General features: G+C 46.8%; 26 protein-coding genes. 9 read left to right on the top strand and 17 right to left on the bottom strand.

From position 1 onward, the window contains the following. Positions 1–59: 59 nt before the first annotated feature. From FKN08_RS12665 to cysQ, 4 genes are all read left to right on the top strand, one after another. Positions 60–785, top strand: coding sequence for a phosphoribosyltransferase family protein (locus FKN08_RS12665; protein WP_170892251.1), 726 nt, complete (start codon positions 60–62; stop codon positions 783–785). Between the two features lie 97 nt (positions 786–882). After that, positions 883–1467, top strand: a complete 585-nt coding sequence (gene nfuA, locus FKN08_RS12660; RefSeq protein WP_005394968.1) for a Fe-S biogenesis protein NfuA — start codon at positions 883–885, stop codon at positions 1465–1467. A gap of 176 nt (positions 1468–1643) precedes the next feature. Then, positions 1644–2213 carry an ADP compounds hydrolase NudE gene (nudE, locus tag FKN08_RS12655; protein ID WP_005394971.1) on the top strand — a complete coding sequence of 190 codons (570 nt, stop codon included), beginning with the start codon at positions 1644–1646 and terminating at the stop codon, positions 2211–2213. Positions 2214–2257: 44 nt separating this feature from the next. Then, the gene (gene cysQ, locus FKN08_RS12650) at positions 2258–3085 is read left to right on the top strand and encodes a 3'(2'),5'-bisphosphate nucleotidase CysQ (RefSeq protein ID WP_170892250.1); all 828 of its coding nucleotides are present in this window, start codon (positions 2258–2260) and stop codon (positions 3083–3085) included. 301 nt (positions 3086–3386) lie between these two features. Here the strand turns inward: cysQ and FKN08_RS12645 are convergent, their stop codons facing one another. Genes FKN08_RS12645 through gspC form a run of 12 tightly spaced genes read right to left on the bottom strand, consistent with a single transcriptional unit; the run spans position 3387 to position 14693 of the window. Next, positions 3387–4148, bottom strand: a complete 762-nt coding sequence (locus FKN08_RS12645) for a type II secretion system protein N (protein ID WP_104971139.1) — start codon at positions 4146–4148, stop codon at positions 3387–3389. A 1-nt stretch (position 4149) separates the two neighbouring features. Then, on the bottom strand, positions 4150–4641 hold the full coding sequence (locus FKN08_RS12640; RefSeq protein ID WP_085343383.1) for a type II secretion system protein M: 492 nt from the start codon (positions 4639–4641) through the stop codon (positions 4150–4152). A 7-nt stretch (positions 4642–4648) separates the two neighbouring features. Further along, complete coding sequence (gene gspL, locus FKN08_RS12635; RefSeq protein ID WP_005394975.1) at positions 4649–5851, bottom strand: type II secretion system protein GspL; 1203 nt, start codon at positions 5849–5851, stop codon at positions 4649–4651. Further along, positions 5820–6830 (bottom strand): type II secretion system minor pseudopilin GspK, encoded by a 1011-nt coding sequence (gspK, locus tag FKN08_RS12630; RefSeq protein WP_170892249.1) that lies wholly within the window; start codon positions 6828–6830, stop codon positions 5820–5822. Before gspK ends, gspL begins: the two co-directional genes overlap by 32 nt. Beyond that, positions 6823–7500 carry a type II secretion system minor pseudopilin GspJ gene (gspJ, locus tag FKN08_RS12625; protein WP_006741790.1) on the bottom strand — a complete coding sequence of 226 codons (678 nt, stop codon included), beginning with the start codon at positions 7498–7500 and terminating at the stop codon, positions 6823–6825. Before gspJ ends, gspK begins: the two co-directional genes overlap by 8 nt. Next, positions 7487–7876, bottom strand: a complete 390-nt coding sequence (gene gspI, locus FKN08_RS12620) for a type II secretion system minor pseudopilin GspI (protein WP_162860657.1) — start codon at positions 7874–7876, stop codon at positions 7487–7489. Before gspI ends, gspJ begins: the two co-directional genes overlap by 14 nt. After that, entirely contained in the window at positions 7863–8462 is a 600-nt protein-coding gene (gspH, locus tag FKN08_RS12615; RefSeq protein ID WP_139060256.1) for a type II secretion system minor pseudopilin GspH, read from the bottom strand. The genes gspI and gspH overlap by 14 nt, the downstream gene beginning before the upstream one ends. A gap of 30 nt (positions 8463–8492) precedes the next feature. Continuing rightward, positions 8493–8936, bottom strand: coding sequence for a type II secretion system major pseudopilin GspG (gene gspG, locus FKN08_RS12610; protein ID WP_005394985.1), 444 nt, complete (start codon positions 8934–8936; stop codon positions 8493–8495). 59 nt (positions 8937–8995) lie between these two features. Next, entirely contained in the window at positions 8996–10213 is a 1218-nt protein-coding gene (gspF, locus tag FKN08_RS12605) for a type II secretion system inner membrane protein GspF (protein ID WP_085343381.1), read from the bottom strand. Then, complete coding sequence (gene gspE / locus FKN08_RS12600) at positions 10213–11715, bottom strand: type II secretion system ATPase GspE (protein WP_005394994.1); 1503 nt, start codon at positions 11713–11715, stop codon at positions 10213–10215. The genes gspF and gspE overlap by 1 nt, the downstream gene beginning before the upstream one ends. Continuing rightward, positions 11715–13733 carry a type II secretion system secretin GspD gene (gspD, locus tag FKN08_RS12595; protein WP_005394995.1) on the bottom strand — a complete coding sequence of 673 codons (2019 nt, stop codon included), beginning with the start codon at positions 13731–13733 and terminating at the stop codon, positions 11715–11717. Before gspD ends, gspE begins: the two co-directional genes overlap by 1 nt. 36 nt (positions 13734–13769) lie before the next feature. Continuing rightward, complete coding sequence (gene gspC, locus FKN08_RS12590) at positions 13770–14693, bottom strand: type II secretion system protein GspC (protein ID WP_048624610.1); 924 nt, start codon at positions 14691–14693, stop codon at positions 13770–13772. Positions 14694–14946: 253 nt separating this feature from the next. On the opposite strand from gspC, the gene hslR reads away from it, so the two are divergent. From hslR to FKN08_RS12570, 4 genes are all read left to right on the top strand, one after another. Beyond that, complete coding sequence (hslR, locus tag FKN08_RS12585; RefSeq protein ID WP_031780440.1) at positions 14947–15333, top strand: ribosome-associated heat shock protein Hsp15; 387 nt, start codon at positions 14947–14949, stop codon at positions 15331–15333. Positions 15334–15364: 31 nt separating this feature from the next. Continuing rightward, entirely contained in the window at positions 15365–16240 is an 876-nt protein-coding gene (gene hslO, locus FKN08_RS12580; protein WP_074191889.1) for an Hsp33 family molecular chaperone HslO, read from the top strand. Positions 16241–16577: 337 nt separating this feature from the next. Continuing rightward, positions 16578–18206, top strand: coding sequence for a phosphoenolpyruvate carboxykinase (ATP) (gene pckA, locus FKN08_RS12575; RefSeq protein WP_005395000.1), 1629 nt, complete (start codon positions 16578–16580; stop codon positions 18204–18206). 192 nt (positions 18207–18398) lie between these two features. Further along, a complete protein-coding gene (locus FKN08_RS12570; protein ID WP_170892248.1) occupies positions 18399–20492 on the top strand; it encodes an AsmA family protein in 2094 nt (697 codons plus the stop codon). A gap of 13 nt (positions 20493–20505) precedes the next feature. On the opposite strand, the gene FKN08_RS12565 is transcribed toward FKN08_RS12570, so the two are convergent. The 3 genes from FKN08_RS12565 to FKN08_RS12555 all read right to left on the bottom strand — a co-directional run bounded on the left by FKN08_RS12565 (position 20506) and on the right by FKN08_RS12555 (position 22880). Beyond that, the gene (locus FKN08_RS12565; protein ID WP_005395003.1) at positions 20506–21423 is read right to left on the bottom strand and encodes a bifunctional GNAT family N-acetyltransferase/hotdog fold thioesterase; all 918 of its coding nucleotides are present in this window, start codon (positions 21421–21423) and stop codon (positions 20506–20508) included. Between the two features lie 106 nt (positions 21424–21529). Further along, positions 21530–21964 (bottom strand): D-aminoacyl-tRNA deacylase, encoded by a 435-nt coding sequence (gene dtd / locus FKN08_RS12560; RefSeq protein WP_012841223.1) that lies wholly within the window; start codon positions 21962–21964, stop codon positions 21530–21532. Further along, positions 21936–22880 carry a virulence factor BrkB family protein gene (locus tag FKN08_RS12555; protein ID WP_005379281.1) on the bottom strand — a complete coding sequence of 315 codons (945 nt, stop codon included), beginning with the start codon at positions 22878–22880 and terminating at the stop codon, positions 21936–21938. The genes dtd and FKN08_RS12555 overlap by 29 nt, the downstream gene beginning before the upstream one ends. A 34-nt stretch (positions 22881–22914) precedes the next feature. On the opposite strand from FKN08_RS12555, the gene FKN08_RS12550 reads away from it, so the two are divergent. Further along, positions 22915–23556, top strand: coding sequence for a DUF2959 domain-containing protein (locus FKN08_RS12550; protein WP_031780441.1), 642 nt, complete (start codon positions 22915–22917; stop codon positions 23554–23556). 31 nt (positions 23557–23587) lie between these two features. On the opposite strand, the gene FKN08_RS12545 is transcribed toward FKN08_RS12550, so the two are convergent. Both FKN08_RS12545 and typA read right to left on the bottom strand, forming a co-directional pair. Beyond that, positions 23588–24130, bottom strand: coding sequence for an AAA family ATPase (locus tag FKN08_RS12545; protein ID WP_139060258.1), 543 nt, complete (start codon positions 24128–24130; stop codon positions 23588–23590). 80 nt (positions 24131–24210) lie between these two features. Continuing rightward, a complete protein-coding gene (gene typA, locus FKN08_RS12540) occupies positions 24211–26040 on the bottom strand; it encodes a translational GTPase TypA (protein ID WP_046874152.1) in 1830 nt (609 codons plus the stop codon). Positions 26041–26434: the final 394 nt, after the last annotated feature.

Below are 26434 nucleotides of genomic sequence, written 5' to 3'. Positions count from 1 at the left end.
ATTCCCTACGCCATCAGCCAAGCGTTAGGCTGAGTAAAATATCACCATGAATAAGCGCTATGTTATCTCATCACTGGCAAAACATCATGCATCGCATGTTGAGCAGTCAATGCGGTCTGTGTCGGTTCCCGATTCAAACACCAAACCACACGCATGCTCTGCGTTGGTGTGAGCACTGTTTAAAATACCTAACTCCAATCAATCGATGCCAACGTTGCGGTTTAACGTTACAGAAAGAGGAGATGAGTACGGATAGTATTTGTGGTGAATGCCTTTCAGAACCACCGCCATGGCAAAGACTATATACGTTAGGCGATTACGACTTTCCCCTTTCACGGGAAGTACAACGCTTTAAAGATCATGGAGAGTCTTGGCATGTAAAAGCACTAACCCAGCAACTGGCGCAGCACATTACAACACCAGCTCCAATCATTACCAGTGTACCATTGCACTGGCAGCGCTACCTACGCCGGGGGTTTAATCAAAGTGATGTTTTAGCCCGACATTTAGCCCAGCAATTGCAGACCAATTTTGATGCGAAGGTCTTTCGTCGAGTAAAGCTCGCTCAATCACAGCGTGGTAATACCAAAGCAAGCCGTGAACAAAACTTAAAAGGCGCGTTTATTCTCAATAAGCGCCCTCACTCTTCCCATGTTGCCATCGTCGATGATGTAGTCACCACAGGCAGTACCGTCCGACAATTATGTCATTTACTACTTGAAGTTGGCGTAGAAAGCATCGATATTTACTGCATCTGCAGAACACCTGCTCCTCGTTCTCTCTAGATCGCTTCGCCATGCCTTAGCATCAAAAAGACTAGACCCATACGTCAACAAGAGTAGAATAGCAGCAGTAACCTACAAATTTACTCGGGTATTCGTCGTGTCAAATATTACTATTACAGAAACTGCGCAAACGCATTTCGCTAACCTTTTAGGTCAACAGCCTGAAGGGACTAACATTCGTATTTTCGTTGTGAACCCAGGTACACAAAACGCTGAGTGTGGCGTGTCTTACTGCCCACCAGAAGCAGTAGAAGCGACCGACACTGAAATCCCTTACAGCGGTTTTTCAGCTTACGTGGATGAGCTAAGCCTGCCATTCCTTGAAGACGCTGAAATCGATTTTGTTACCGATAAAATGGGCTCTCAGCTAACGCTAAAAGCACCTAACGCTAAAATGCGTAAAGTTGCGGACGACGCGCCACTGGTTGAGCGCGTTGAATACGTTATCCAAACTCAAGTCAACCCACAGCTTGCTGGCCACGGTGGTCACGTAAACTTGGTTGAGATCACTGAAGACGGCATTGCTATTGTTGCATTTGGTGGCGGCTGTAATGGCTGTTCTATGGTTGACGTAACACTAAAAGAAGGCATCGAGAAAGAGCTGCTAAACCAATTCGTTGGTGAACTCACCGCTGTTCGTGATGCAACAGAACATGACCGTGGTGATCACTCTTACTACTAAGAGTAAATACGGTCAGAAAATGGGAGGCTTCGGTCTCCCATTTTTGTATCGATACTGAGGTAACCTTGAGATGCTTAGTGCTGCCCGCAAAATCCGCTAGAAACTCAGGCGGAGTTCTCATATATTAAGAATCTTACGCATCTCGTAAACGCCAACGACACCAAGGAGCCAGCGCCATGTCGAAACGGACCCCACCAGAGATACTCTCATGCCAAACGGTCGCAAAATCCAAACTGTTTGCCGTGGAAGCGCTCGACCTTCGTTTTTCCAATGGTGAACACCGTACTTATGAACGCATGAAGCCAAGTGGACGCGATGCGGTGATGGTGGTTCCTGTGACTGAGCAAGGCGATTTATTACTGGTACGTGAATACGCCGCTGGGACTGAACGCTACGAGTTGGGCTTCCCGAAGGGGTTGATTGATCCAGGTGAAACCCCACACCAAGCTGCGGATCGAGAGTTAAAAGAAGAAATCGGCTTTGGCTGCAATCAGCTGACTCCGTTGAAACAAGTTATCCTCGCGCCGTCTTACTTTTCGAGCAAAATGACTCTATTTTTAGGACAGGCGCTTTATCCAGAGAAGCAAGAAGGCGATGAGCCTGAGCCTCTGGAAATTGTGCGTTGGCCACTTGCGCAAGCCGAAGAGTTATTAACTCACATGGATTTCTGTGAAGCACGAAGCATCACCGCGCTAATGTTGGCACTGAAACACTTACCAAACACCACTCACAAACATAACCAATAACGGTCATGAGAACCGAATAATACTGTGAGTAAGGACTATCACTTATGCCAATGACAAAAGATCTATCTCACCTGCTTCCTCAAGTCATCGAAATTGCCCGTAGTGCCGGGCAAATGATCCTCGAAATATATGAAAAAAAACAGTACGAGGCCTACACCAAAAGTGACGAGACTCCGGTAACAAGCGCAGATATCGCGGCTCACAAGCTCATCACTGAACGCTTGAGTGAACTCACACCCGACATTCCCGTATTGTCAGAAGAAGACGCAGACATCAGCCTCGAGCAACGAGCTCAGTGGGAACGGTATTGGTTAGTCGACCCTCTCGATGGTACTCAAGAATTCATCGCTCGCAGCGGCGACTTTGCGACTATTATTGCACTGGTCGACAACAATAAACCAACCATGGGGGTCGTTTATGGCCCTGTCTCTGGCGTGACTTATTACGCTTATAGTGGCAAAGGTGCTTGGAAAACTCCCGACATGTCGGACAGCGTAAAAATCCATACGCACAAACACGAGCAGCCAGGGCAAAGCATCGCGATTGCTATTAGCCGCCGTCAAGACATCAATCGCATCACTAGCCGCATGAGCAGCGCTTGGAATTACGATTTAATTCCGCTCGGCTCTGCGGCATTAAAAGCGTGTCTTGTTGCAGAAGGCGCTGTAGATTGCTACCTCCGACTAGGCCCAACTGGCGAGTGGGACACCGCTGCGACACAATGCATTGTTGAAGAAGCGGGCGGACGTATTCTCAGCACGCAATTGGAGCCGCTGTCATATAACGAGCGGGAAACACTAGAAAACCCAAACTTTATTGTGCTTGGTGATGCGGATTTACCTTGGAATGAGATTTTACAACGCAAAGATTAAGCCCCTATCGGTAAAATTTAGAACACAAAATTCTAGCAATAGAAAGGCCACGAATATGTTCGTGGCCTTTTCTTTTTGACCTGTTTGTACAGCGTTAGGAGCATTTGGCCTACTATGTTCCAATCGCTTAAAGCGCTGAACACAAGAAAAACATCCCTTTAAAATCAAAACCTTACAATTACACCCTATTATCACCACGATCTTTGTACAGCGAATAGAGGGTTTCGCCTACTATGTTCCAAAAGCAAAAAGAGCTGCACAATCGCAGCTCTTTGAGAATTTTGGTTTTTGTCATGATAGGTTAGAAGCGACCTTGGTAATTAAACTCGTATTGACCTTGAGGGTTCGGCTTGCCCAACCATTTCAGTTGCTCACTCATGCTGGATGGGAACTCAGCTCCTGGCTTAAACCAGGCTTTGGTTGAGTATCGCTGATTAGGCATCAGCTCTGCCGAGAACGCCGCTGAGACTTGTTTACTGCTTTGCTCACCTGCAGCCGTCAACACACTGTCCTGACAGTTTAGATCGGCAATCACAGGACCGAGTTCTAGACTACCAACAGGGCTTTGAATACCACTGGCATTCCATACTAAAGTGCCTTCACCATTCTTACACCAAGGCGCGGCATAAGTCGCATGACGAATATTTAACTCAAGTTGCCCATCAACGCCGACGGGCACAGGGAGACGTGCTTGCTCAACAACTTTTACTGCCGGGATCGAGGCAACTAAGTTTTTGGCATAAGGGCCATCACTCAAGCTATAGCCAACAAAACCGCGACCACGAACGTCCATTTCACTACCACGACCAAAGCGTACGGCAAACTCAGCTTTACCAGTTAGTAGACTCGACCACTGGAAATCCCAATTAACTTCTCCAAGGTTCTGGCGCTGCCAACGAACACTAGAAGCTTGACCTTGCCATACAGAGCCATTGGCCCCCTGAATGTCTAGTCCTCTCACGGTTGGTGCTTGCTGTAACACCCAAGAAACGGGTAATCCCATTAAAAGACTAACTGAAAAAAAGACGATAAAGATAACAACGTAAAGTACTGCTCGCTTCACCTTAACCTCGCTTAAACTGAAGGCGGTTCACATCAATCATGCCCGCTTGATCCGTTCGGTCGATATCTAAAAATTCGACTTCAATACCCTGTTGCTCTTTCAAGTAACGTAACCAATCCACCAGCTGATTAAACGCGAGTGGTTTGATCCACACCTGAACACTCTCATTGCGAGGTTGTACTCGAATCAACTCAACTTTATAACGACGGGCTGAAGAAGAAACCAGTTGATTCAACGGTTGGCTAGAGTAGCTCACACCGCTGCTTTTGCGCAGTGCAGTAATGCCATCCGCTTTATCTTGTACCCAAGCCAGCAACTGTTTTTCACTTTGAATACGTGATTGAGCTAGCTCCGCACGTTGGCTCATTGGCTGTAGCAACCCCCAATAAATAATGCCGATAACGGCAATAGCGCCACATCCCATGACCAAACGCTGCTCACGCTGTGAGATGCTGCTCCACCAAACCTGAGCTTGAGAAATTAAGTTTTTCATCATCACCTCACAAACGCTTCAAAACAAAGCTGCCAACCACAACGTTATCGCTACGGTTCAGCTGTCCTTGCTCAACATTAAACTTCTCTGCCAATTTCACGCGAGCCTGCTCAAAAGGTTGGAAGTCTGAACTGCGAGCTTGAATTCGCACTTCGCCACGTTGACCATCATATTTAAAGCTGGTGATTTCCAAATCGCTGACCTGACCCAGTGTCGCGGGCAGTGCCGCCAACCAAGACAACATCGCCTGCTGACCGCCACCACCAGATAAGCGGCGCTCTTCATCATCCATTTGTCGTTTGAGATAACTAACGGTAGGAATTCGTCGTTTATTCGGGAACACCTGGCGGAAAATACGCTCACTCTCCTCACGATACGCTTGTGCTTGTGCTTCGTACTTGTGGACGACGAGCAACTGCTGCGCAACCATAACAACGATAAGCACGCCCGCAGCAATGGTGGCTTTTTGCCAGAGCTTCCAGTATTTACCCCAAGAAGATTTAGGCTTGAAGATCCCGGTCAGCAAATTGACTTTGCTTTCTGTCACCCCCTTCGCCAGTAACCCCATGGTCATTTCTTCTGGCTGCGGCTCCCATACTTCAGGTAACGCAGATTCAGGGACTGAGCTATAGCAATCGAGCTTCCAACCTTCATGATTTTGTAGATAAGAAGAGAGGTAAAGGTCTAACCAAGAAGCATCGACAACCGCACCCTCTGTCGCTGAGTGACGAATCAACCATTGATCACCAAGCATCGCGGCACTGCTATGCTCTCCCTGAACAGGTAACGCAAGCACATCTGGCAAGATGCGTTTGATGGTGATGCCTTGGCTTGAAAAACGCTGTAATACGGTCTGAATCCAAGCGCGTTCAACAGCGCACACTTGCGCTTTATCCGCTTGTTTACCTAACACGGTAAAGTGAAGGCCATCAACGTCCTGCGCGACTTCATCTTCCACAAGGTACGGTAACATCGCGTCGAACTGACGTGTTGCGCCTGGCGGTATATCCACTTGCGTCAAGACCACATCATTACTCGCCAATAGCGCCACAACTTGGCGCTGACCTGCATAAGAGATCAACTCATCTAAGTGTTCCCATCCGGCGATTTCACCGCTGGCAATCACTTCCTGTTGATCTGTCGACCACACCACCCAAGGAATGGTACTTTGTTGTTCGCTACTCAGCCGAACGGTCAGAAACTCGCTCACTGATCCCTCCAAAACGACGGCGAACTACGGTCACCGTCTCTCTATTTGTACTTTGCAAAAGGCTTCGGATACGTACACGTGATTCATCCACCAACACTTGTGCATCCAATTCAAAAAAGGCGCTATCCACACCCAAATAGCCTTTGGCGTTTTTCTTTACATCTTCACTTAAGCCAGCCATTTCTGACTCTGCTAAAAATTCATCAATGCTATCCCACCCATCAAATGGGCGTTTTTCAATTAGCTGAATCGCATCACTACTGCTTAAGTTTGGTGAGAACATTGCCACCAAAATCGGAGCTTGCTCGACTTCAATCGTATTTACGTTTAAACGCCAGTCATCACTAGGCAATGCGCAGATTAGCGGTTCCAATTTTTGGAAAATCTCACCACTCACCTTATAAACCGCTCGCAACTCGGTGGCATCTGCCATCCAGCCATTTGACGCTAAATACGCGGGTTTCATTGCTTCATATGTGCTGTCTTCGACCCCGGTTGTGGAGCGAACGCTGTCATCAGCATCAATGTATTCCCAGGTAGAGTCTGCAATGATTTCTGCCTGATACGATTCAACATCCGATTCTTCCAATAAACGCTGCAGCACATTGACTAAATAAGGTCTTGCGATTTGCTGTCCCGTCGGTTGCACACGGCTCAATACATTGAGGTTAAAGCACGCTTGTTTGTCTCTAATTCGTCCCGCCGCTTGACCATAATCTAGCGGATAGACTTGTTCTTTTATTGCCCACGGCTGACTCATATTGATCGTATCGGTGTCTTTGTAGCTTTGCTCGATACCGACTTTTGCCAACGCCTCTACCCCAAGGCTATACCAATACGCTTGCTGGTAGTTAACTTGATTGGCGCCCCGCTGAAACTGCAAAAACAAACGCTCCGACATACTGGCGGCAACTGTCGCCATAATCGCCAGTAACATCAGCACAATAATCAAAGCGACACCGCGCTGACGATTAACCATTATTGCTGCCTCCTGAACTTCCTTCTTTCTGACTCAATGTGCCATCAGGAGTCAGATAAGTGCGGGCAATCTCTCCATAATCTTTGAGAGTAAGGATCACAGAAACCGCTTTCGGTAGCGACTTTTCATCATCCCACTCTTTTTTCCATTGTTTACCATCGTAAAAACGCATATCAAACGATTCGACCTGCGTCAGCAATGGGGTAACGATGCCTTGTTGACCCACTGGCGTGTCAGGGTAGCGCCACCATACTCGTTGTAATGTTTCTTCTTTTAAACGATAGCCAACCTTGGTGACCTCCCCTCGGGGAAACTGCTGTTGAGGGTTGTGCCATCCTAAACGAGCAAACATTAGCCCTTTAGTGTCGGAGTCGAGCAAGTAATCTGACCAAAAAATCAGTTGGCTCGCGGGCTCTTCACCATTTGTCCGCGTTTGGCGCATCGCCATTTGACGAAAGTCATTATCCATCATCACCATGGCGCGCTGAATTTCATTTAAGCGCTGAGTTCGTTCTTGTGATAGCGCATTGCTACGCTGCACTTGAGATACCACTTGATACGCGGCGACACTTAAACTGGCAAAAATGGCAATCGAGACCAGCACTTCAATAAGTGTAAAACCTTTTGCCAGTTGGCGCTTACTTGCGCGTGGATTCTTATTGCGCCACATAACTTCGTACCGTCACGACTGGGCTCGCGTTTTTCTCGAGCGCGACACTCACATCAAATGCTTTCAGCAATGGCTGCGTGGTGGCAACAGGCGTGATTTTCCAGTACCAAGTGCGCCCAGCCAGCTCTTCTGTGCCGTTCTTTACTTTAAGTTCACTGGTACTCAACATCACGTTGGCCATCTGATTATCCACAACCATGGCTGCAAACATTTTTTCTTCTAAATAACTGATCGTATTAATATGCTGGCTCACCGAGCGAATGACGCTGATGGCAGCGGTGGCGAAAATAGCCAGTGCGACCAATACTTCCAGTAGTGTCATGCCTCTCGTCCGGCGATGACTCCAATGTGGGCGAGCTTGCTTAGAATTGCGCATTCTCATCCTCTTTCACTTCTTCGCCCGGCGCTAGTAACAAGATTTGTCCACTTTCTTTGCCGATGACTCGCCACCCGTCATTAAAGGCTTCACCATTTTGCGGAAAAAAAGACAGAGTAAATGGCGTAACTTCTGCACTGGAAAAGATAAACACTTGCGGTGGCTTACTTTTCTTTTCGTCGTCTTCTTCAGCGAACATGTCTTCATCAAAAAGAGAGCCCGGTTTGAATAGGCGCTCATCATTATCCCAAGCACCGCCACCTAGCTCGAGCAGTAGCGTAATGTCATCTTCCAACTTGGTTTTGCTCGGAATCTGCTTTAACTCCAGAGGCTGCCAACCTTCCGCGGTCAAACTCAGTAGAGCGTACGTTGATTTAGCGTCATCTACTCGAACGCCAAAGTCTTTACCGCTTAGTACGGCCTCTTCGTTAAGCAGCTGTAAACGCTGAAAAAAGCTTTGAGCATACTGTTTGGAAAGATCTTTTTGGCTGGTCGGTAATGTCGTGATCACGGCCACTGCCGTGAGGGATAGCAAAACCAGCACCAATAGAATTTCTATCAATGTAAAACCGTTGTGTTTTCGCATTTGCTTCATTAGTGCTGGCTTAAGCTCTATTTATTGGAAATCTTGCATGTTCCAGTTGCCAATATCTGCAGCTGGACCTTCTCCACCCTCTTGGCCATCTGCGCCTAGAGTGAAGATGTCAATCGTACCGTTATCACCTGGGCTTAGGTACTGGTACTGGTTACCCCAAGGATCATTAGGAAGACGTTTGATGTAACCGCCATCACGGTAGTTGCGAGGCTCTGGGTTAGAAGGCTTGCTAACTAATGCTTCCAGGCCTTGGTCTGTCGTTGGGTAAACGCTGTTATCCAACTTGTACATATCTAGGGCATTTTCCAGCGCTACGATGTCCGTAATCGCTTTTTGTTGGTCAGCCTTCTCTTTGTTACCCAATAGGTTTGGAACAACGAAACTTGCCAAAATACCAAGGATAACGACAACAACCATCACTTCTAAAAGTGTGAAACCGTGTTGTTTACTACGTTTAAATTTCATTTTTTTCTCCGAAAGTTAGATTCAAGCCATGCCGTAAGTAGACACGTCTTAATTCGAATTTATCCGCTCATCAAGTTATTCATTTCTAGCATTGGCATCAAGGTCGCCATCACAATGAACAACACTAATCCAGCCATTAAGGCAATTAATGCCGGAGTGAATACGCCTAACGCAATATTGACTGTAGATTCAAAGTTTTGATCTTGGTTATCGGCAGCACGCGTCAACATGCTCTCCAATTCACCACTTTGCTCACCACTGGCGATCATGTGTAGCATCATTGGTGGAAACAGACGAGTTTGATCTAACGCCTTACGCAGGCTGGCACCTTCTCGAACGTTATCTGCAGCAAGTAACACTTGCTGCTTCACATAGCGATTAGACATAACATCCACCGCGACACGCATGCCTTCTAGAATTGGAATCGCACTGGAAGTACAAATCGAAAGTGTTCGTGCGAATCGTGCGGTATTCAAACCTCGAGAGATTTTGCCCAATAGCGGTAGACTCAAGATTTTTCTATCCCAAGCTAAGCGAAAGTCTGGTTTTTGCAACGCCAGTTTGAGCCCATAGAAAAACACCACCAGCACGACGAAGATGATAAGCCCCCAATCTTGCACAAACTCACTGGCTGCCAGTAAGAACTGTGTTGACTGAGGTAACTCTTGTCCCATCTGAATGATTGGCTCAATGATTTTGGGTACCACTGTCGCTAATAAGAAAGAAACAATAACAACCGCAAACACCACTAAAACCACCGGGTAAATCATGGCTTGAAGCAGTTTGGAACGCATCTTCTGACGGTTTTCGACGTAGTCCGCCAAACGCTCTAATACCGTATCAAGATGGCCTGACTTTTCACCCGCCGCAACCATGGAGCGATAGAGCTCATCAAACACGTAGGGGTAATCAGCAAAACTGTCGGCGAGCGGATAACCCTCGGTTACTTTCGAGCGAACCGCAGCCAGCATAGAACGAATTCTCGGCTTTTCAGCCTGCTCAGAGACCGCGCGCAAACATTCTTCCAGAGGCATACCTGATTGGACTAACGTGGACAATTGACGTGTGATTAGTGCCAGCTCAGATGTTGAGATGCCGCGCTTAAAGCTGACTGAGCCTGAAGACTTAGCCGATTTAGCTTTCGTCTCAACCACTTCAATCGGGATCATCCCTTGCTCTTTGAGTCGCTGGCGCACTTGTCGGGCGTTGTCCCCTTCTATCGTGCCTTTTTTATGCTTGCCTTTTGCATCTAGCGCTTTGTACTCAAATGCCGCCATTAGGTTTCCTTCGTCACTCGCATCACTTCTTCAAGTGACGTAATACCACGACGTACTTTGCTTAAACCATCACTGCGAATACTTGGCGTATGGGCGCGAACGGCTCTCTCAATTTCTTGCTCACCAGACTCTCGGTGAATCAATTCTTGCACTTGCTCATCGACCATAATGAGCTCGTGGATACCTGTTCGACCTCGGTAGCCTTTTTGGTTACACGCTTCGCAGCCTTTAGCACGGTGTAGCTCTAGTGGTTCATGCGCTTCCATACCAAACAGTTTCTTCTGTTCAGCATCGGCTTCATACGGTTCTTTGCAACTCGGGCAAAGCGTACGAACCAAGCGCTGTGCTAACACACCCAATAACGATGAAGAAATAAGGAATGGTTCAATGCCCATATCGCGTAGACGCGTGATCGCACCAACAGCGGTGTTGGTGTGAAGGGTCGACATTACTAAGTGACCCGTTAAGGACGCTTGCACTGCAATTTGTGCGGTTTCTAAGTCACGGATCTCACCGACCATCACCACATCAGGGTCCTGACGCAGAATAGCACGCAAGCCACGCGCAAAAGTCATGTCGACCTTCGGGTTCACCTGAGTCTGACCGATGCCATCAATGTCAAATTCAATCGGGTCTTCAACCGTTAAGATATTGCGTTCGTTACTGTTGATCTCTTGCAAGCCAGCGTACAAAGTCGTCGACTTACCAGAACCCGTCGGGCCGGTGACCAAGATAATACCGTGAGGACGCTGAATAAGATGACGGAAATTGTCGTGTACGGACGGCGTCATACCTAAGCTATGCAAATCGAGACGCGTCGCGTTTTTATCCAACAGACGCATAACTACTCGCTCGCCATGTGACGACGGCATTGTAGAAACACGCACATCAACCGCACGACCACCAATACGCAGCGAGATACGACCATCTTGAGGTACACGCTTTTCTGCAATATCCAGCTTCGCCATGACCTTCACTCGCGACACTAACAGTGGTGCAAGCTTACGACTCGGGGTGAGCACTTCACGCAATACGCCATCGACACGGAAACGAATCGAAAGGGTTTTCTCGAAAGTTTCGATGTGAATATCCGACGCCCCTTCTTTGATCGCTTCACCCAACATCGCATTGATCAACTTAATGATTGGTGCATCGTCTTCTGACTCTAGCAAGTCTTCATCATGCGGCAGCTCTTCAGCCAATGAGAAAAAGTCGTCGCTATCGGCACCGATGTCTTCCATCAATTGACGCGCTTCAGACGAGTCACGCTGATAAGCTTCAGTTAACTTTTTATCGAAGGCTTCTTTATCGATAGGTTGCGGCACGAAGCTTTTCTTCAGCACACGACGGACTTCGACCAGAGCCGCTGGGTTGAGCGGCTCGACATAGTAAAGAATGGGCGGACGCTCAGGATGCTCTGTCTCCAGCACCAGTTTAAAGCGATTGGCAAAACTGAATGGCAGACGACGCATACTTGGCGCTGTGTCTAACATATCAACCATTAGTTATTTTCCATTTGATCAATAAACGCTTGGATCTCGGTTGGGTGCTGACGCTCCTGGCCAAAGGCTGGCATGACTGGGATCTTCTCGTCAGCCATCAACTTCAATCCTTGATCCGCTTTGTAGAGCTGCTCTGCGCGAATAAAGTTGTATTTGCGCTGTGTAATGCCGTCTGCAGTCATACCATCACGAATAATCGTCGGCTTGATGAACACCATCAAGTTACGCTTTTCTGTTTGCGTGCTGGTTGATTTGAACAAATGACCAAGCACTGGGATGTCACCCAGTAGCGGTACTTTTGACTCACTTTCGAGTGCACGTTCATCAACCAAGCCACCAAGAACCAGCATCTGACCATCTTGGATCATAACTGAGGTATTTAGCTGACGCTTAGCAAATCGAACGTCAACCGCACCGTTTGCACCCAACACATTGGACACTTCTTGCTCAATATTTAACTGAACAGAGTCACCTTCGTTAATTTGTGGCACAACCTTAAGCTTGATGCCCACTTCTTTACGATCAACCGTTTGGAATGGATTGTCGTTGTTTGAGCCAGCCGTAGAGCCTGTGATAACAGGCACTTCTTCACCAACAATAAATGATGCTTCACCATTATCCATTACGGTGATACTTGGAGAAGATAGAATGTTTGAGTTGGAGTCAGTCGCTACCGCACTGACTAAGGCAGTCCAGTCCCCCATCACGATGCTCATCGCAGCGCCGTTAACACCGCTCAGTGCTGATGCAAGAGTAGAATAGTCACCAGATTCAGTAACATCATATGGCGTTCGTTCGCCATTCGCATTTGTGTAGTATTCAGTTCGAGTTTGATCTTTTGCTTCTTCTAGACCAACCATTACCTGACCAATCGGTGCACCAGAGTTACCGTACTGAATCACCGCACCGGTTTCCAGTGAGCCCCACTGAACACCTAAGTTAATGCCGTCACCTTCTGACATTTCAACGATCAGCGCCTCAATCAAGACTTGAGCACGACGAATATCAAGCTGAGCAATAACATCTTGTAGCGCATTCATGATATCTGGTGGAGCCGTTAATACTAAGGCGTTGGTCGCTGCGTGCGCAGCAATCACCACTTCACCACGCTGGGCACCTGACGCTTTCTGGCCGACTTGCTTTTCAGCTTGTAGGTTATCGGAAACACCTTTTAGTACATCCACCAAATCTTCAGCTTTCGCGTTCTTCAGGTAAACCACGCGGTTGTTACCTTTGGTCGCCATTTCAACGTCAAGTTGACGAATCAATCGCTTCAGACGCGCACGTACTTTAGGATCGCCAGAAATCAAAATCGCGTTGGTGCGTTCATCGGCAACAATTTTAGGCTCAAGGAACTCAGGCGTGCTCTTCTGATTGGTGCTTTTATTCAGTGCTTCAACAATACGCACCATTTCGGCAGCAGAAGCATTGCGCAGTTCCACCAGCTCAATTTCTTTATCACCCGCTTGGTCAACACGCTTAATGATTTCCGCTAAGCGATTCACGACCGCCGCACGACCTGTGATCAAGATGATGTTCGCAGGATCGTAGTGAACTACGTTACCAGCACCAGCATTATCAATCAGTTGACGAAGTAGAGGAGACAACTCACGAACCGACACATTACGCACCGCAACAACTCGAGTGATAACGCTGTCGCCTTGCGCGCTGCCATCACCTAATACAGGGATTGCTGACGTTTTTGAGTCTTTCGCTTTGATAACCTTAAGTACACCGTTGTCCATTTCTACGACGGCGTAGCCGTATACTTCGAGTACGTTAAGGAAAAAGCTGTAGTATTGCTCTTCGTTAAGCACGTCATAGCTGCGGACATCGATTTTACCGCGCACTGAAGGGTCAACAATGATGGTCTTTTCGAGATTACGACCCACTATGTTGATGAATTCTTGAATATCAGTGCCTTTAAAGCTGGCACTAAATTCGTTTGCTATTGCACCTGGGACGCAGAGTAAACTTCCTGCTAGTAGCCAAGCACTTTTGCTGAACCAATGTTTCACGTATGTCTCCCTGAACTTACGCCGGTTGCCTAAGTCTTACAATTGGATATAGATATCGTACTGTTGGCCGTCGCGCTCAACAGTTAAATTTAATTCTTGCGGATCGCTCATCACTTGCATCAGTTGTACTGAAGAAGACGGGTCGCTTAAATCGATCCCGTTAAGTTGCACCGCAATATCACCAGGTTCTAGACCCACATCATTAAACAGCGCGGCATCACGACCAGGTGACACTCGATAACCAACAATGCCCCCGTCTCTTTTGACGGGTGAAATGGTGATGTATTTGAAAACGCTTTGTGGATCTTTCGCAATTTCCTCTCGGATTTGCTCTAATTTTTCTCCAACGTCAGACGTTGATTCTGCTCGTTGAGATTGGGCTCTGGCTATCTGCGGCGATTCAGATAGCTTCTTATATTCTATACCCTGCATCATTAAGGTCTCGTCTCGACCTTGGTTATCAATGATGACGCGATCCACTAATACGGCTTTTAGTGTCGCACGCGTACCTTCAATTTCTTCACCTAAACCATACGTTGCTTGCTTACCGCGGTTGGCAATGACAGCAAGACTGGTATTCGCATCACTGCTTGCAACCGCGCCAACCAGTGTAAGGTTAAGGCGCGTCTTAGGAGCGTCTTTAACAACAGGTTGTTCTACAACGGCAGGCTTTTGTTCAGTGAATTTACCGAATAGGTTGGCATTCTGAAGGGCATTAAAATCTATCGCGTCGCCTTTATTGCTCGCAACAACGCTGCTCGTCGATGGACGCCATTGCGGCACTTCCGACGATTGAGGTATGGCTAACCATACAATTTTGCCAAGTATCCATCCGGTTATCGCAATAAACAGACAGGTGAGCAACAAGCTAAGTTTGGCTTGAATTGTATAATTATTGGACTTGATCTGAGCCAGTAGCGGTCTGCTTGATAATCCTGCACTTAGCTCTAAACGTTTCACTGAATGGATTCCTTTATTCTAACGTTCGTCATTTAAGCTATAACAATAGCTATCGACTTTAAATTGCTAAATTTGCAATAAAATTATTACTCAACAAAGAGCAGTGAACTATATCACAAGTTGTCTTTCATACCTTTTTCTTATGCAGTTTTTGCCAACTCCCTTGAAAAAAATACGCCTTGACTCCATCTGTAGGTGAATAATCCATCACTCATTGCCATATTCGGGCAGTGATTAGATAGCGTAGTGTTCTATGAGTTCCCTAAATGAAGCCGTTAGGCTAGATAAATGGCTATGGGCCGCAAGATTTTATAAAACCCGCTCTATCGCTCGTAACATGGTCGATGGTGGTAAAGTCCACTATAATGGCCAACGAAGCAAACCGAGTAAAATCGTTGAAGTGGGCGCCGAAGTAAGACTTCGTCAAGGCAACGAAGAAAAAACGGTGATCATCGAAAAAATTTCTGATCAACGCCGAGGCGCTCCCATCGCACAGACCTTGTATCGCGAAACTAATGAAAGTATAGCGAAACGTGAGGAACACGCGACTCAACGTAAGCTTAATGCCCACAACCCAAGTCCAGAACGCCGCCCAGATAAAAAGCAGCGCAGAGACATCATTAAGTTCAAACACCAATAAAAGCCGGAATTACCAACGAGGAAAGCACTCCATGGCAAATAATGTTTTAAACCGCTACCTATTCGAAGATCTTTCAGTACGTGGCGAGTTGGTACAATTGGATGAAGCGTACCAACGTGTTATCTCCAGCAAGGAATATCCGGCAGCAATAGAGAAACTGCTGGGTGAGCTACTCGTTTCAACCACTCTTTTAACTGCCACTCTTAAGTTCGAAGGCTCAATCACCATTCAGCTGCAAGGCGACGGCCCTGTATCTCTTGCCGTTATCAACGGTGACCACAAGCAACGCGTTCGTGGCGTGGCTCGCTGGGAAGGCGATATTGCCGATGATGCAAGCCTCCACGATCTCATGGGTAAAGGTTACCTCGTTATCACTATCGAACCGAAAAACGGTGAGCGTTACCAAGGTGTTGTTGGATTAGAAGGTGATACTCTAGCCGACGTACTAGAAGGCTACTTCGCAAACTCAGAGCAGCTAAAAACGCGCCTATGGATCCGCACGGGCGAGCATGAAGGTAAAGCCCACGCAGCAGGTATGTTGATTCAAGTAATCCCTGATGGCACTGGTTCACCAGATGATTTCGAGCATCTAGAGCAACTGACTGACACGGTAAAAGATGAAGAGCTATTTGGTCTAGAAGCTAACGAACTACTATACCGCCTATATAACCAAGACAAAGTGCGCCTTTACGAACCGCAACCTGTCGAATTCCATTGTGGCTGTTCTCGTGATCGTAGTGGTGCCGCTATCATCACCGTTGAGAAAGCTGAAATTTATGACATTTTGGCTGAAGTAGGATCCGTTTCTTTACATTGTGATTACTGTGGCACGACCTATATGTTCGACGAAGCAGAAGTCACCGAACTATATGCACAAGCTTCTGCGGACAAGAAAACACTTCATTAATTTACATAGCTTATCAAGCACGTAATTTACCCTACAAAATGCCAGCTTAATGCTGGCATTTTTGTGATCTACCCCTCGTAATGCCTCGCTTCAAGCGTAATAAAACAACTGCTTAATTTTAAACAATTAATAATGATTTTGCCCTAGCGCAAAGGATTGCGTGCACGATAAACTATTCCCACCAATATGTGACGGGTTACCTAAAACCTTATTGAAATCATGGATAAATTTTGAGCTATCTCCCTGTTTTCTCCCCGCCCCGTTGCTAGCATGGTGAGCAGATTAAAATTAAAACATTCTTACAAAATCCCTACAAAAATCCTTATAAGGAGCACCTATGACCGTTATGGAACATACTAAGGCTGCAACACTTGATCTAACCAAGCACGGACTGCATAACGTTAAAGAGGTTATTCGCAACCCTAGCTACGAAATGTTGTTTGAGGAAGAAACGCGTGAAGACCTAACTGGTTATGAGCGTGGCGTGGTTACTGAACTAGGTGCGGTTGCCGTTGACACTGGCATCTTTACTGGTCGCTCACCAAAAGATAAATACATCGTCAAAGACGCTACGACAGAAGAGCATATGTGGTGGACGTCTGATCAAGTAAAAAATGACAACAAACCAATCACTCCAGAAGTGTGGGACGAGCTGAAAGAACTGGTCACAAACCAGCTTTCTAACAAACGTTTGTTTGTTGTTGACGGTTACTGTGGTGCAAACCCAGATACGCGTTTGAGCATTCGTGTTATCACGGAAGTCGCATGGCAAGCGCACTTCGTTAAAAACATGTTTATCCGCCCAACGGAAGAAGAATTGGCAACATTTGAACCAGACTTCGTGGTAATGAATGGCGCAAAATGCACTAACCCAAAATGGGAAGAGCAGGGTCTGAACTCAGAAAACTTCACCGTATTTAACCTAACCGAGCGCATGCAACTTATCGGTGGTACTTGGTACGGCGGTGAGATGAAGAAAGGCATGTTCGCGATGATGAACTACTTCCTTCCTCTAAAAGACATCGCATCAATGCACTGTAGCGCTAACATGGGCAAAGATGGCGACGTAGCGGTATTCTTTGGTCTCTCTGGTACCGGTAAAACCACACTATCAACTGACCCTAAACGTGCGCTAATTGGTGATGATGAGCACGGTTGGGATGATGACGGCGTCTTCAACTTCGAAGGTGGTTGTTACGCGAAAACCATCAAGCTATCGAAAGAAGCGGAGCCAGACATCTACAACGCAATTCGCCGTGATGCACTGCTAGAAAACGTAACGGTACGTAGCGATGGTTCTATCGACTTTGATGATGGTTCGAAAACAGAAAACACACGTGTTTCTTACCCTATCTACCATATCGACAACATCGTTAAGCCAGTATCAAAAGGCGGTCACGCGAATAAAGTGATCTTCCTATCGGCGGACGCATTTGGTGTGCTACCTCCAGTGTCTAAACTGACACCTGAGCAAACTAAGTACCACTTCCTATCTGGCTTTACTGCAAAACTGGCAGGAACAGAGCGTGGTATTACTGAGCCTACACCAACCTTCTCTGCATGTTTTGGCGCAGCGTTTCTAACGCTTCACCCAACTAAATACGCAGAAGTACTGGTTAAACGTATGGAAGCAGCAGGCGCTGAGGCTTACCTAGTGAACACAGGTTGGAACGGCACTGGCAAACGTATCTCGATTCAAGATACGCGCGGAATTATTGATGCAATTCTTGATGGTTCGATTGAAGATGCACCAACTAAGCACATTCCTATCTTCAATCTTGAAGTACCGACTTCACTACCAGGTGTGGATCCAAGCATTCTAGACCCTCGTGACACGTACGTTGATCCACTTCAGTGGGAAAGCAAAGCGAAAGACTTGGCTGAACGCTTTATCAATAACTTTGATAAATACACGGACAATGCGGAAGGTAAATCTCTGGTTGCCGCTGGCCCTCAGATTGATTAAGTCGAGTAACAACGACGTCGCGTAAACCACAGTGATAAGTGGGCAGCCACTTATCACTTTTACGTAGACCAAGTTACAAAAAACCGCTTCAAGCCCCTCTTTTGAGGGGCTTTTTATTGAATACCGCAGAATATTGATACAAGCTAAAGCCTATCTAGTTTTATTTAATTGCAAACGTAGGTTCTAGCAAGGATGAAAACAGCGCGTCGAGTTCTAATTCTGTTACTGGTTATCTTAGTTGCCATTCCGGCCACTATGATTGCGCTGTTAACAACATCTTACGCCGATGCAACTTGGCGTCTGCTATCAAACAGCATTTCCTTGCCCTTTCAAGCAGAAAGCGTGCGTTACGATTTTCCCTACCACCTAACTTTACAGGGTGTGAACACAAACGTAGACGACGCTTCTTATATCGAGCAAGTCGATTTATGGATGAATCCCGATGTTTATCGCGATGGTAAATGGATCGTTGATAGCTTATTGATTGATGGACTTAATTTGCAGTATGGCGCGCCAAAGCTCAAGCCTTTAGATAACGTTTTGTTCCATCAAATCGCGCTCAAAAATATTGATTACGCCGACGAGCAGTTTTCTGGTAATGGCATTGACCTTCAAATTCAATCACCACAGTGGAATGGCCAGTTAATACCATATGGCGAGGTTCAACTTGCAGCCGACCAGATCTATTGGAATGGCGAAGCCTTTAATCAGGTCTTGGTCGACATGGACTACAAACCGCAAGACAGTACGCTCTATGGCACTTCATTTAACTGGCGTAACAGTCAAATTTCAGGGCAAGGCGAGCAGTATCCACAAGGCTGGTCTTTAGTGAATGTGACCATCAATAAGTTGCAACTCAATCATATCCAGCTCCAATCACTGCTTGCTAAGCCTTGGCAAGCAATGCCATTCCAGATTAATCACATTAATAGCTTAGACTTACTGAACGCCGATATTAAATGGGGCGATTGGCACTGGCAAAACTTAGAGCTCTCCGTAGAAAACGCCACACTGCCACTGTCTCCCTGGGAGACAACGGCTCAAGTTTCATTGCAGGCGGATAGCGTCCAATTCCAACAGCAAACCGCAATAGAGCCGCGTTTAAGTGCTGTTATAGAGCCTGGAAAAATCCAGCTCAACGAGCTCAGCTTAGATTGGCAGCAAGGTCGTGTGCAGGTTTCTGGGGTGTTCACTCCAACGCAATGGCAACTCGAAGAAGCCTCCATTCAAGGCCTCAAGTGGGCAATACAACCTGAAGATAACCAAAACTGGTGGCACGCCGCCATCAGTAAGTTAGATCATGTCACAATCCAACGACTCGACATCGAGCGCAGCCAGATCATTCAGCTATCTCACGAACCTTATTGGCAGTTCTCCGGTTTAAACATCGAAGGGCAGCAGCTTGATCTTAAACAGGTCAATCAACGTTGGGGCCTTTGGCATGGCGATCTGGAAGCTAGCGTTGTCAACGCCAGTTATAACCAAGTGCTCACGTCTCATGCTGCACTTGCCATGCAAAGTGAGAATGGCTTTTGGAAACTGACACGCCTTTTTGCACCACTCGAGCAAGGCTACGTAGAAGGCATCGGACAGATAGACCTAAGTACTCCGAGCCAGTCTTGGGCACTCAACCTCAATGCCGATGGCATTCCCTTATCACTCTTCCACGATTATTTACCCAACACACTGGCCATTGATGGTTTTTCCGATCTCAGCCTCGCTCTACAAGGATTATCAGGTGATCGCAACATGCTGGCCTACAGCTTATCTGGTGAAGTGGAAGCCAACCTACGAGATACCCGTTTAAAATCCCAAGCGGATCATTCGCTCAAAGCCATTACCTTAAGTCCGCTACGTTTAAACGCGCAACGAGGGAAAGTCGCCATAGAACCAGTCACCATTTCAGGGAAAGCTATGAGTGGTAGGGTTTGGGGCGAGTTTGATATGGCCAACAACCCGCTAAATGGCATTGTTTATCAATTGAAAGAGTCGTGCGGGAGCGTTGAAGGCGATCTACTCAGTGGCGAAATCCATCATAATGAGTGTTTAAAAGCACCAGCACCAAAAGCACCGGCTGATGTTGAAAGCACTCCACAAACAAGTGAATCAGCCATGGAGCTGCCAACTGCGATTGATAACATCAATGTGGAGATTCAAGAGGAAGAATTTTCCGAAGAAATTGTCGAAGAAGACGAAGCATCTGTCACTGATCCCACCACAGAGGAACAAATCCTCCCACCGACAGAGCGAGAAAACGAAACAGATAAGCGCCCTACAGATCAGTAAGGCGCCCTCTCAATTAACAGCTGAGTAATTGCGAATAGTTCGGTATCAGCATATAGGTACCAACAAAATCTACGGCTGGCGTGTCGCCACTATAAATCACCACGTGAATGACGATGCGTGCTTTGCGCCCTGACTCCAATCGATCTAGGTCACCACTGATCCCATCTAACGAAGTACTTGCCACGGGGTTTTGTTCGACTGGTTGACGATAACGAATCGAGCTGTCGGCCAACACAATATCACCATGCAAACCGCGCTCTTTAAGCAGCAGCCACGTCATACCCCACCCCGTCAAGGTAGCTAAAGTAAAAGCCGACCCCGCAAACATGGTGTTATGCGGATTAAGGTTTGGATTAAGTTGCGCGCAGCATTCAAACTGGTAACCCGTGTACTGGTTAATTTTTATCCCCATTTTGTCGCTAATTGGGATCTGTTGCTCCCAGCGCTGCTGAAGTTCAGTGCACCATTCTGGGCGACGCAACACATTCGCCATCGGATCCAATGGTTTCACCATTTGCTGGTGACGCACAGGACCGCGCTCGTCGGTCAGTTCACCGCGACGCTCAAAGCCATTTTTCTCGTAAAAGGCGATGGCATCTTCACGGGCATTACACACCAAGCGCTTCGCCCCTTCTTGGCGTGCTAACGACTCTAGCGCGACCAGAACCAGCGAGCCCATACCTTTACTGCGGCGATTATTTTTAACCGCCATATAGCGGATTTGGCCATCATTATCCGGCGTAATGTATAAACGACCGATCGCCATAGGACGACCTCGGCCATCAACAATCATACGGTGATGGCTCATTTCATCGTATTCATCGCGTTCAGAGCCAATTGGCATACGCCATGGCTCACGAAGCAGTTGCCAGCGAAACTGATAATACTTGTTTATCTGATTATCGGTTTTGGGAGTAATGAGTTTGAACATATCAATCCTTTGAAAGCACAACACTAATAAATGTCGGGAAAATCACTCCAAGCCAATTCCATGAGCTTGGAGTTAAAGCTTAGACCATGGCGCTTGTGTTACCAGACTAGACCTGCAACCAAAACGTCACCGGACCGTCATTCACTAAGGACACTTTCATATCGGCAGCGAAGCGGCCACGCTGTGTGGGTAAAACTTGTTCACACAAATCAGAAAAGTAATCATACAAGCGCTCAGCATCAGCAGGATGCGCACCGCGAGAAAAGCCAGCACGAGTGCCTTTTTTTGTATCCGCAGGTAACGTAAATTGAGAAACCACCAGCACTTTGCCTTCTACCTGTTTGACATTCAGGTTCATCTTACCTTCATCATCTTCGAACACGCGGTAGGTCGTAACACGCTCCATCAAGCGTTTTGCTTTGGCCTCATCGTCGTCTTTCTCTACTCCTAATAAGACCAGCAGACCACGATCAATTTCCCCTACGACTTCACCATCCACACGGACGGCAGCTTCACTGACTCGTTGAATTAGCGCTATCACTACTCTCGCTTCCTTCATCTGTTAACTGAGATTCAGCGGTCGAGTGTATCATGTCTAAATCTTCACTCCAGTGCTCTCGCTCACCAAGCGCAGCTGTGACTTCCGCACCCAATAACACGATCATCCAGCATAAATACACCCAAACAAACAAGATAGGAATCGCGGCTAACGCGCCGTAAATGAGCTGATAAGAGGGGAACTGCGTGATGTAGAGTGCAAAGCCCTTTTTACTTAATTCGAACAGTATCGCAGCGACTGCTGCCCCCATCGCGCCATGAGCCAGGTGCACTTTTTTATTCGGCACCAGAATATATAAGCCAAGGAAAGCGAAAAAAGACAACAACAGCGGTAACCAACGTAAAAACAGATTGAACGCACCAGATAATGTCTCGTTCTCTAAAATTTGCAGTGAGGTCACGTACGATGTAGCCGCGATACTCGCACCGACCATGATCGGCCCTAACGTGAGTACCATCCAATACATAGAGAATGAAAATACTAAACGGCGCTTATCTTTAACTCGCCAAATGTAGTTTAAGTTCTTATCAATGTTCGAAATCAGCATGACTGCAGCAATGAATAAAAACCCACCGCCAACCGCGCTCATTTTGCCCGTATTCGCCACAAATTCCTGCAATGCCGTATGTACAGCTTCCCCAGATGCCGGAACAAAATTCTCAATAATGTAGCCTTGCAACACCTCACCGACGTTCGCAAAAACGGGAAATTTCGACAATATTGATAACAATACCGTCAGCATTGGCACAATGGATAACAAGGTAATGTAGGCAAGATAGCCCGCGTTCACATTGACGCGATCATGCGTTAATCGCTTAAGAAGATACTTAAAAAACGCGACGCAACTTGGCAGTAGATTGATTAATCTTGCCTTGTAACTCTCTGATAACTGGTTCATAGTTCATCCCATAATTAGCGTCGAGGACATAAGAATGCCTTATTTATTAGCAATTGTACTATCAATTTTCACTTTAACAGGGTGTCAATCTGCTTATTACTCAGCGATGGAGCAAGTTGGGTACCATAAACGAGATATTATGGTCGACCGCGTTGAAGATGCCAAAGAATCTCAACAAGATGCACAAGAAGAATTCACCAGTGCACTTGAAGCCTTATCTGCGATCACTAATTTTGATGGTGGTGAGCTAGAAAGTGTCTACAACAAAATCAATGACAAGTACGAAGACAGCGAAAAAGCGGCGCAAGACGTTCGTGACCGCATTGCTGCGATTGAAGACGTTTCCGGAGCACTATTTGATGAATGGCAAGACGAACTAGAGCTGTACTCGAGCGCGAAATTGCGCCGTTCAAGCGAACAAAAGCTACGTGAAACCAAAGCTTCGTACAAAACCATGCTTAGCGCAATGAAGCGTGCAGAGAAAAAGATGACGCCTGTACTAAATACACTGCGCGACAACACGTTGTACTTGAAACACAACCTTAACGCGAGTGCGATTGGCTCTCTACAAGGTGAGTTTTCTAGTCTAGAGAAAGACATTCAGTTTGCAATCAAACAGATGAACGAAGCGATTGCAGAGTCTGATAAATTCCTGCAAAAGCTCAATCAAAAGTAAATGATTCAAACCTCCTCCTAGCGAGGAGGTTTTAGTCTGTGACCTCACCAACTAAACCGATGACTCTTCGAACAAAGCCTACTCGTTCTAGCACACTGCCCCATGGCACTTCGACCACTTCGTAACCCAACTCAGCATAGATATCCACTAAGGATTGATGAATCTCCAATGCTTCTTCAAAGCTGTGTGGACGCACTTCATCTTGCACGTAAATGGATGCTTCAGGTCGACAAGTAAACACCTGACTATGGTACCCAGCACTTTCAGTTAAGAAAGCTTGGTCAACCTTACAACCGCCCACTTGTAAGTAAGCAATGATGTCTGGGATCGCGCGATCAACAAACGCAATGTCATGACAACGCGCATCACTCTTTTGCTTGCTCATCAAGTCGAGACACAATTGAGCAAACTCAGGCAGGTTCGTCCACGGCAAGATACCGTCGTCTAACTGGTTTTGCTGTTCAATCAGCGTACGAGAGCTCTCTGCAAACGTCGCATACCCTTGCCGCTCTAATGCATTCAGTAGGGTGGTTTTCCCCGCACCTGGGCCACCAGTAATCACAATTGGCTTCATGCTGATATGTTCATTCTCTAGATACAAAAAACCCTGAGCATAACTCAGGGCTTCTTCTTAATTGAATCGCTTAACGAAAGTTATTTCGCGCCACGAGAAGCACGTTTACGATCGCTTTCCGTTAGGAATTTCTTACGGATACGGATGCTTTCAGGTGTTACTTCTACTAGCTCGTCGTCATCGATGAACTCAAGCGCTTGCTCTAGCGTCATGATGATTGGCGGAGTTAGAACCTGTGCGTCATCTGTACCAGATGCACGAACGTTGGTTAGCTGCTTACCTTTCAGTGCGTTTACTGTTAGGTCGTTGTCGCGGCTGTGAATACCGATAACCATGCCTTCGTAAACTTCCACACCGTGACCGATAAATAGACGACCACGTTCTTGAAGGTTGAACAGTGCGTTAGTTAGCGCTTTACCCGCAGCGTTAGCAATCAGAACACCGTTGATACGCTGACCGATGTTACCGCCTTTGTGTGGGCCGTAGTGGTCAAACGTATGGTATAGAAGACCAGAACCAGAAGTCAGTGTCATGAATTCCGTTTGGAAGCCGATCAGACCACGAGATGGCATGATGAAGTCCATACGTACACGGCCTTTACCGTCTGGAGCCATATCTTTCAGCTCACCTTTACGTAGGCCGATATTCTCCATGATACCGCCTTGGTGCTCTTCCATTACGTCGATAGTTACCGTTTCAAACGGTTCCATTAGCTGACCATCTTCTTCTTTGATGATTACTTCTGGACGAGATACGGCAAGCTCGAAGCCTTCACGACGCATGTTTTCGATCAGGATAGACAGGTGAAGCTCACCACGGCCTGATACGCGGAATTTGTCTGGATCGTCTGTTTGTTCAACGCGCAGTGCAACGTTGTGTACCAGTTCCTTCTCTAGACGCTCAAGGATGTTACGTGAAGTGACGAACTTACCTTCTTTACCAGCGAATGGAGACGTGTTTACTTGGAACGTCATGGTTACTGTTGGTTCATCAACAGACAGTGCTGGTAGTGCTTCTACTGCGTTTTGTGCACAGATAGTGTCAGAGATTTTAAGCTCGCCAAGACCAGTGATTGCAATGATATCACCCGCGTTAGCTTGCTCAACTTCGTGACGCTCTAGGCCTAGGTAGCCCATTACTGTGCCCACTTTACCGTTGCGAGTTTTGCCGTCTGCACCAACAACCGTTACTTGCTGGTTTGGCTTAACGCTACCACGAGTTACACGGCCAACGCCGATAACGCCAACGTAAGAGCTGTAATCCAACTGAGAGATTTGCATCTGTAGTGGACCATCTAGGTCAACTTCTGGTGCAGCTACTTCGCCAACGATAGTTTCGAATAGCGGTTCCATGTTCTCGCCAGTTTCGCCTTCTTCTAGAGAAGCCCAACCGTTAAGAGCAGAAGCGTAAACCACTTTAAAGTCTAACTGTTCGTCAGAAGCACCTAGGTTGTCGAATAGGTCGAACACTTGGTCCATAACCCAATCAGGACGTGCGCCAGGGCGGTCAATCTTGTTGATAACAACGATTGGTTTTAGACCATGAGCAAACGCTTTTTGTGTTACGAAACGCGTTTGAGGCATTGGACCATCAACCGCGTCAACGATAAGTAGTACAGAGTCTACCATCGACATGATACGTTCAACTTCGCCACCGAAGTCCGCGTGTCCCGGAGTATCTACGATGTTGATACGGTAATCGTTCCAGTCGATTGCTGTGTTTTTAGCAAGAATGGTAATACCGCGCTCTTTCTCGATGTCGTTCGAGTCCATGACTCGCTCTTCAGCTTCACCGCGAGACTCAAGCGTGCCTGATTGTTGTAGCAGCTTGTCAACCAATGTGGTTTTACCGTGGTCAACGTGCGCGATGATCGCGATATTTCTTAATTTATCAATCTGTGGAGTAGCCATGGATATTGATTCACTTAGATAGATGAAATGCCCCCACGCTGAGAACGGGTGCTCTCTGGCGACATTTGCTGATTAAAAAAACGGCCATAATGTACCAGATTTTAGCAAAAAGCCTAGAAATATGTGATCTACTCCCGAGCATTTCTGCGATTTTTACGCTTAATGCCCATTTTCTTCCTCAGAACGAATTGATTAAACGCAACTTTATTCTAATCGATGCATAATTCAAATTGACTCTTGCTCAAAAACTGGGCTGAATAAGCAATGCGCCTGTCACATTATGGTGCAATAATGATTTACCGCACCACAATAGTGCAAGTAAAGATCATTTTGGTGCAATCATCTGCACCAAGCTAGCGCCAAAAAAACACAATTGCTTGAAATTAATGGAATA

It is taken from the genome of Vibrio sp. 1-2 (7-a), from assembly GCF_013048515.1.
Taxonomy (GTDB): Bacteria; Pseudomonadota; Gammaproteobacteria; order Enterobacterales; family Vibrionaceae; genus Vibrio; species Vibrio diabolicus.
Note: the sequence above shows the minus strand (reverse complement) of the source record. Positions and strands in the feature narration are given on the sequence as shown.

What these genes read in the sequence shown, in the direction of transcription:
- FKN08_RS12665 (WP_170892251.1), top strand. Translation starts at nt 60, where the DNA reads ATGTTATCTCATCACTGGCAAAACATCATGCATCGCATGTTGAGCAGT.
- nudE (WP_005394971.1), top strand. Translation starts at nt 1,644, where the DNA reads ATGTCGAAACGGACCCCACCAGAGATACTCTCATGCCAAACGGTCGCA.
- cysQ (WP_170892250.1), top strand. Translation starts at nt 2,258, where the DNA reads ATGCCAATGACAAAAGATCTATCTCACCTGCTTCCTCAAGTCATCGAA.
- FKN08_RS12640 (WP_085343383.1), bottom strand. Translation starts at nt 4,641, where the DNA reads ATGAAAAACTTAATTTCTCAAGCTCAGGTTTGGTGGAGCAGCATCTCA.
- gspK (WP_170892249.1), bottom strand. Translation starts at nt 6,830, where the DNA reads ATGGTTAATCGTCAGCGCGGTGTCGCTTTGATTATTGTGCTGATGTTA.
- gspJ (WP_006741790.1), bottom strand. Translation starts at nt 7,500, where the DNA reads ATGTGGCGCAATAAGAATCCACGCGCAAGTAAGCGCCAACTGGCAAAA.
- gspI (WP_162860657.1), bottom strand. Translation starts at nt 7,876, where the DNA reads ATGCGCAATTCTAAGCAAGCTCGCCCACATTGGAGTCATCGCCGGACG.
- gspH (WP_139060256.1), bottom strand. Translation starts at nt 8,462, where the DNA reads ATGCGAAAACACAACGGTTTTACATTGATAGAAATTCTATTGGTGCTG.
- gspG (WP_005394985.1), bottom strand. Translation starts at nt 8,936, where the DNA reads ATGAAATTTAAACGTAGTAAACAACACGGTTTCACACTTTTAGAAGTG.
- gspF (WP_085343381.1), bottom strand. Translation starts at nt 10,213, where the DNA reads ATGGCGGCATTTGAGTACAAAGCGCTAGATGCAAAAGGCAAGCATAAA.
- gspE (WP_005394994.1), bottom strand. Translation starts at nt 11,715, where the DNA reads ATGGTTGATATGTTAGACACAGCGCCAAGTATGCGTCGTCTGCCATTC.
- hslR (WP_031780440.1), top strand. Translation starts at nt 14,947, where the DNA reads ATGAGTTCCCTAAATGAAGCCGTTAGGCTAGATAAATGGCTATGGGCC.
- hslO (WP_074191889.1), top strand. Translation starts at nt 15,365, where the DNA reads ATGGCAAATAATGTTTTAAACCGCTACCTATTCGAAGATCTTTCAGTA.
- pckA (WP_005395000.1), top strand. Translation starts at nt 16,578, where the DNA reads ATGACCGTTATGGAACATACTAAGGCTGCAACACTTGATCTAACCAAG.
- FKN08_RS12570 (WP_170892248.1), top strand. Translation starts at nt 18,399, where the DNA reads ATGAAAACAGCGCGTCGAGTTCTAATTCTGTTACTGGTTATCTTAGTT.
- FKN08_RS12565 (WP_005395003.1), bottom strand. Translation starts at nt 21,423, where the DNA reads ATGTTCAAACTCATTACTCCCAAAACCGATAATCAGATAAACAAGTAT.
- FKN08_RS12555 (WP_005379281.1), bottom strand. Translation starts at nt 22,880, where the DNA reads ATGAACCAGTTATCAGAGAGTTACAAGGCAAGATTAATCAATCTACTG.
- FKN08_RS12550 (WP_031780441.1), top strand. Translation starts at nt 22,915, where the DNA reads ATGCCTTATTTATTAGCAATTGTACTATCAATTTTCACTTTAACAGGG.
- FKN08_RS12545 (WP_139060258.1), bottom strand. Translation starts at nt 24,130, where the DNA reads ATGAAGCCAATTGTGATTACTGGTGGCCCAGGTGCGGGGAAAACCACC.
- typA (WP_046874152.1), bottom strand. Translation starts at nt 26,040, where the DNA reads ATGGCTACTCCACAGATTGATAAATTAAGAAATATCGCGATCATCGCG.